The 4,052-nt window shown below is 59.1% G+C and carries 4 protein-coding genes and 1 pseudogene; 3 read left to right on the top strand and 2 right to left on the bottom strand.

The genetic code is table 11. The features are described from left to right. Positions 1-96: pseudogene (locus ACQKP2_RS32000) on the bottom strand (hypothetical protein); the annotation flags it as partial. 5 nt (positions 97-101) lie between these two features. On the opposite strand from ACQKP2_RS32000, the gene nuoN reads away from it, so the two are divergent. The 3 genes from nuoN (at position 102) to ACQKP2_RS31985 (ending at position 2,431) form a co-directional block, all read left to right on the top strand. Continuing rightward, positions 102-1,526, top strand: coding sequence for an NADH-quinone oxidoreductase subunit NuoN (gene nuoN, locus ACQKP2_RS31995; RefSeq protein WP_427582268.1), 1,425 nt, complete (start codon positions 102-104; stop codon positions 1,524-1,526). A gap of 250 nt (positions 1,527-1,776) precedes the next feature. Beyond that, positions 1,777-2,127: a toxin gene (locus ACQKP2_RS31990; protein WP_427582267.1), complete on the top strand. Its 351-nt coding sequence runs from the start codon at positions 1,777-1,779 to the stop codon at positions 2,125-2,127. Then, positions 2,117-2,431 (top strand): helix-turn-helix domain-containing protein, encoded by a 315-nt coding sequence (locus ACQKP2_RS31985; RefSeq protein ID WP_427582266.1) that lies wholly within the window; start codon positions 2,117-2,119, stop codon positions 2,429-2,431. Before ACQKP2_RS31990 ends, ACQKP2_RS31985 begins: the two co-directional genes overlap by 11 nt. Positions 2,432-2,674: 243 nt before the next feature. On the opposite strand, the gene ACQKP2_RS31980 is transcribed toward ACQKP2_RS31985, so the two are convergent. Next, positions 2,675-4,052: carbohydrate ABC transporter substrate-binding protein (locus ACQKP2_RS31980; RefSeq protein ID WP_427582265.1), on the bottom strand; the 1,378-nt coding region annotated here is incomplete at its 5' end.

Raw genomic sequence — 4,052 nt, 5'->3', positions numbered from 1 at the left:
CAACCGCAGGTCGGCGTTGTCTTCGCGCAGAATCAGACGGTACTCGGCACGAGAAGTGAACATCCGGTACGGCTCTTGAGTCCCGAGGGTAATCATCGCCATTGTTGATCACCAGCGCCACGATCATCGTGGTGATGCTGGCTATCGCCTGGCGCCGCAACCACTCCCAGACCTTCCTGCTGTCGGTGGCGGGTCTGAACCTGGCCTTGCTGTCGATCCTGCCTGCACTGAAAGTCGCGCCGCTGGCCGTGACCCCCTTGCTGCAGATCGACACATTCGCCTGCCTGTACATGGCGCTGATCCTGGTCGCCACCCTCGCCTGCGTCACCCTCGCCCACGCCTACCTGGGCGATGGCGGCTCGGGTTACCCGGGCAACCGTGAAGAACTGTACCTGCTGATCCTGATGGCCGCTGCCGGTGGCCTGGTTCTGGTCAGCGCACAGCACCTGGCCGGGTTGTTCGTCGGTCTGGAACTGCTGTCGGTACCGGTTTACGGCCTGGTGGCGTACGCCTTCTTCAACAAGCGTTCGCTGGAAGCCGGCATCAAGTACATGGTGCTGTCGGCTGCCGGTTCCGCGTTCCTGTTGTTCGGCATGGCCCTGCTCTACGCCGACGCCGGCTCCCTGAGCTTCAGCGGCATCGGACAGGCCCTGACGGCCACCGGCATGCCAAGTTCGCTGGCGCAACTGGGTCTGGGCATGATGCTGATCGGCTTGGCGTTCAAACTGTCGCTGGTACCGTTCCACCTCTGGACCCCGGACGTCTACGAAGGTGCTCCGGCACCGGTGGCGGCGTTCCTGGCGACCGCTTCGAAGGTCGCTGTGTTCGCGGTGATGGTGCGTCTGTTCCAGATCTCCCCTGCCGCGAGCAGTGGTGTACTGAGCAACGTGCTGACCATCATTGCCATCGCGTCGATCCTGTTCGGTAACCTGCTGGCCCTGACCCAGAGCAACCTCAAGCGTCTGCTGGGTTACTCGTCCATCGCTCACTTCGGTTACCTGCTGATCGCCCTGGTGGCCAGCAAGGGCCTGGCGGTGGAAGCCATCGGCGTGTACCTGGTCACCTACGTGATCACCAGCCTGGGCGCCTTCGGCGTAATCACCCTGATGTCCTCGCCGTACAACGGCCGTGACGCGGATGCCCTGTACGAATACCGCGGCCTGTTCTGGCGCCGTCCGTACCTGACCGCCGTACTGACCGTGATGATGCTGTCCCTGGCCGGTATCCCGCTGACCGCAGGCTTCATCGGCAAGTTCTACATCATCGCCACCGGCGTTCAGTCGCATCAGTGGTGGCTGGTCGGCTCCCTGGTACTGGGCAGCGCCATCGGCGTGTTCTACTACCTGCGTGTGATGGTCACCCTGTACCTGATCGAACCGAACCTGCGTCGTCACGATGCGCAACTGCACTGGGAACAACGTGCAGGCGGCGTGATGCTGCTGGCCATCGCAGTACTGGCGTTCTTCCTCGGCCTGTACCCACAACCGCTGCTGAACCTGGTTCAACAGTCGGGCCTGGCGGGCTGATCGCTCGGCGACATTGGGCAGTAAACAGAAACGGCACCTTCGGGTGCCGTTTTTGCGTTCGGGGGATTTGTTACCGCTGCCCTCCCCTCCTTCTGTAATCCCCGAATGATCTCACTGGACTGGTCGACTCGCCCTACAAGTGTTTTTACGAGCGGGGTCTAGCGTTAAAAACGGGAACGAAAAGGTTAGCTTCGATGCCTTGACCATTTCGATTACGGAGGCAAAACTATACGCAGGTAACGTACAGAACATGGATGCTCTATTTATCGAGTTGCGTATGTTTCAGAAACATCGAGACGATTACATGGATGATGATTTGTTTCGCAGCTTTCAGTTGGAGTTGCTGAAGAATCCCGAAGCTGGCGATCTTATTGAAGGGACCGGTGGGCTTCGCAAAATTCGCTTCTGCGACCAACGACGAAGTAAAGGCAAGCGCGGTGGCTTACGGGTGATTTATTACTGGTGGTCAGGCTTCAATCAGTTCTGGCTGTTCACCGTGTATGGCAAAGACGAGAAAGACGACCTGTCGCCCTCCCAGAAAACGCTTTTCAGACAAACACTGGATAGAGAAATAAAAACGAGATTCCACTATGAGACGTGACATTTTTGCCGAACTGATGGATGGCCTCGACGCTCTGGCCGATGAGCGCCAAGGCAAGATCACGCTGCGAACCCACAAGGTTCAGCTGCCAGAACTGATGCCCATTACCGCCGAGGAGGTGGTTGCCATTCGCCATCAACTCAATCTCTCCCGGTCGGTTTTCGCGATGTATTTACGTACCAACACCCGAACCCTGGAGAATTGGGAACAAGGGCGTGCAACTCCCAACGCCCAAGCCACGACCTTGATCCGTCTGGTGGAGCGCTTTCCGCAGACGATTGACTATCTCGCAGCCCTGACCTGAGCACGCACCATATTCTGCCTGACCCGCGACCACCGCCGCTGACACGGCTTCATTCAGCTGAAAACATGGGGTGTAAGGAATCGCAGAGTGAAGACAGTTGCTCCCACAATGATTCGGGTCGTACTCAGTTTCTGTGAATACCAATGAAACCTGTGGGAGCGAGCCTGCTCGCGATAGCGTCGGAACAGGCAAAAACAAAAACGGCACCTTTCGGTGCCGTTCGCCTTTCACAGTCCAGACATTTTATTTACGCGCATCCGCCCACGACTTGAGCAGCTCGTTATAGCTCACGGTCTCACCCTTCGGTTTCTCGTTCGCCAGTTTCGGCTTAGGTGCGCCCGGCTGATCGAACCAGTATTGCGCATCGCGCTCAGGGTTCATTTTCGGCGCGCAGGTGGCCTGGGCCTTGGAGCGTTCAAGACGGCTCATGATTGCGTCCTGATCCTTGGCCAGCCCATCCAGTGCCTCTTGCGGAGACTTGTCGCCACTGGCTGCTTCGGCGATATGACTCCACCACAGTTGCGCCAGACGTGGGTAGTCCGGCACGTTGGTCCCGGTCGGGGTCCATTGCACGCGGGCCGGGCTGCGGTAGAACTCCACCAGGCCACCGAGTTTCGGCGCCAGATCGGTCATGGCTTGCGAGTTGATATCCGACTCGCGAATTGGCGTCAGGCCGACGATGGTTTTCTTCAGCGAAACGGTTTTCGAGGTCACGAACTGCGCATAGAGCCAGGCCGCGAGTTTTTGCTTCTCGGGTGTCGACTTCATGAAGGTCCAGGAACCCACGTCCTGATACCCCAGCTTCATCCCCTCCTCCCAATAGGGTCCGCGCGGCGATGGCGCCATGCGCCATTTCGGCGTGCCATCGGCGTTCACCACCGGCAGGCCCGGCTTGGTCATGTCGGCGGTGAAGGCGGTGTACCAGAAGATCTGCTGGGCGATGTTGCCCTGGGAGGGTACGGGGCCTGATTCGGAGAACGTCATGCCCGCCGCTTCCGGTGGTGCATATTTTTTCAGCCAGTCAACGTATTTGGTCGTCGCGAACACCGCCGCCGGGCCATTGGTATCGCCACCACGGGTCACGCTGGAGCCGACCGGATGGCAATCCTCGACGCGAATGCCCCATTCGTCCACCGGCAAGCCATTGGGCAGGCCCTTGTCGCCACCACCGGCCATGGAGAACCAGGCATCGGTGAAACGCCAGCCCAGGGACGGGTCTTTCTTGCCGTAGTCCATGTGCCCGTAGACGCGCTTGCCGTCGATTTCCTTGACGTCTTCGCTGAAGAACTTGGCGATGTCTTCATAGGCGGACCAGTTCACCGGCACACCCAACTCGTAACCGTACTTTTCCTTGAACTTGGCCTTGAGGTCCGCCCGCTCGAACCAGTCGGCGCGGAACCAGTAGAGGTTGGCGAACTGCTGGTCGGGCAATTGATAGAGCTTGCCGTCGGGCGCCGTGGTGAACGAGGTGCCGATGAAATCCTTGATGTCCAGAGTCGGCGACGTGAAGTTCTTGCCTTCATTGGCCATCAGGTCGGAGAGCGCTTCGGTCTTGCCGTAGCGGAAGTGTGAACCGATCAGGTCCCAATCGTAGACCCAGCCGTCGTCGAAGCACATGTCC

The organism is Pseudomonas sp. NPDC089569, assembly GCF_050280625.1.
Classification (GTDB): Bacteria; Pseudomonadota; Gammaproteobacteria; order Pseudomonadales; family Pseudomonadaceae; genus Aquipseudomonas.
The sequence above is the reverse complement of the archived record's forward strand: the minus strand, read 5'-3'. Positions and strand labels throughout refer to the sequence as shown.